The 1,515-nt window shown below is 70.3% G+C and carries 2 protein-coding genes; both read left to right on the forward strand.

Going from position 1 to position 1,515, the window contains the following annotated elements; genetic code table 11:
* Positions 1 to 669: inositol monophosphatase family protein (locus tag AB0J08_RS41610; RefSeq protein ID WP_360645420.1), on the forward strand; the 669-nt coding region annotated here is incomplete at its 5' end.
* Positions 670 to 718: 49 nt separating this feature from the next.
* A complete protein-coding gene (locus AB0J08_RS41615) occupies positions 719 to 1,315 on the forward strand; it encodes an NAD(P)-binding domain-containing protein (protein ID WP_360645423.1) in 597 nt (198 codons plus the stop codon).
* The last annotated feature ends 200 nt before the right edge of the window (positions 1,316 to 1,515 follow it).

Below are 1,515 nucleotides of genomic sequence, written 5' to 3' on the forward strand. Positions count from 1 at the left end.
GCGCTCGCCGCCAACGACGACGCGGCCCTCGACGTCCTGCGCCCCGCCCTCACCCGCCTGCGCCCGCAGGCCCCCCTCGTCGAGGACGAGCTCGCGGGCGGGGCCCTGCCCCCCGGCGAATGGTGGGTCGTGGACCCGGCCGAAGGCAACGTCAACCACCTGCACGCCCTGCCGGACTGGGCGGTCACCGCCACTCTCGTACGCGACAACCAGCCTGTGCTCACCGCCGTCCACCTGCCGCTGACCGGTGAGACCTACACCGCACTCACCGGCGGCGGCGCCCACCTCGACGGCCGCCCGCTGCACGTGTCCCCGACCAAGGACCTGGGCCTGAGCCTCGTGGCCACCAGCCAGGCCAGGCCCGACGAAGACGAGAAGGTCGTACAGCGCATCGGCTCCTCGATCACCGCCATGCTCTTCGACGCGCTCGTGGTACGCACGTCCGTGCCCGCCACCCTGCACCTGGTGAACGTGGCCGCCGGCCGGATCGACGCCTTCTGGCAGTTCGCCGGCGCCCGCGCGGACCTGCTCCCCGGAGCGCTTCTCGTCACCGAGGCCGGCGGACAGATCTCCGACGCCGAGGGCCGCCCCTGGACCCCCCAGAGCGAGAGCTTCCTGGCCGCCGCACCCGGCGTCCACACCCAGGCCGTCACCACACTCTCCCACTGACCCCACAACAACCCCAGCCACCGCAAGAACCGGAAGGACCACAACACACATGACCACGATCGCAGTTCTCGGAAACGGCCGCGTCGGCGGCAACCTCGCCAAAGCCCTCACCCAGGCCGGACACGAGGTGACCGCGGTGGACCGCGCGCCGGGCGCCGTCGCCGACGCCGCCCGCACAGCCCAGATCGTCATCAACGCCACCCCGGGCGCCGGCTCCCTGGAACGGCTCACCGCACTGCGCGAGGAACTGCGGGGCAAGATCCTCGTCGACGTCTCCAACGCCACCCTCGACGGACCGGACGGACTGCCCGGCGACCTGATCTACCCCGGCTCAAGCCTGGCCGAACAACTCCAGGAAGCGCTCCCCGAAACACACGTCGTCAAGACGCTCAACACGATGCTATTCCCGGTGATGACCGCGCCCGCCGCGCTCACCCAGCCACCGACCGTCTACCTCTCCGGCACGAACCCGGAGGCCAAGCAGGTCATACGCGGACTTCTCTCCGACCTCGGCTGGCAGCAGGAATGGATCACGGACCTCGGCGGAATCGAGACCGCCCGCGCCACCGAGGCCGCGATCCTGTTCGTACCGCACGTGATCCGGTCCAGCGGATTCGCACCCTTCGCCATCTCCATCGCCCGCTGAAAGCCCCGCGACTCTGCCGGAGGATGAACGCAGACGTGGCGGCAGCCGTCATCCTCCCGGCACAGCGCACCACACAACACCCAGCCCAAATTCAACGGCTTCCGGCCGCCCGGTCCCATCACTGCATCCAGTGTCCGACGGTGCTCCATCCCGAAAGGGCAGGCACGTCCGGTGTCCGCCGTTCCGTCATCGCCGAAGGC

It is taken from the genome of Kitasatospora sp. NPDC050463, from assembly GCF_040655255.1.
Taxonomy (GTDB): Bacteria; Actinomycetota; Actinomycetes; order Streptomycetales; family Streptomycetaceae; genus Kitasatospora.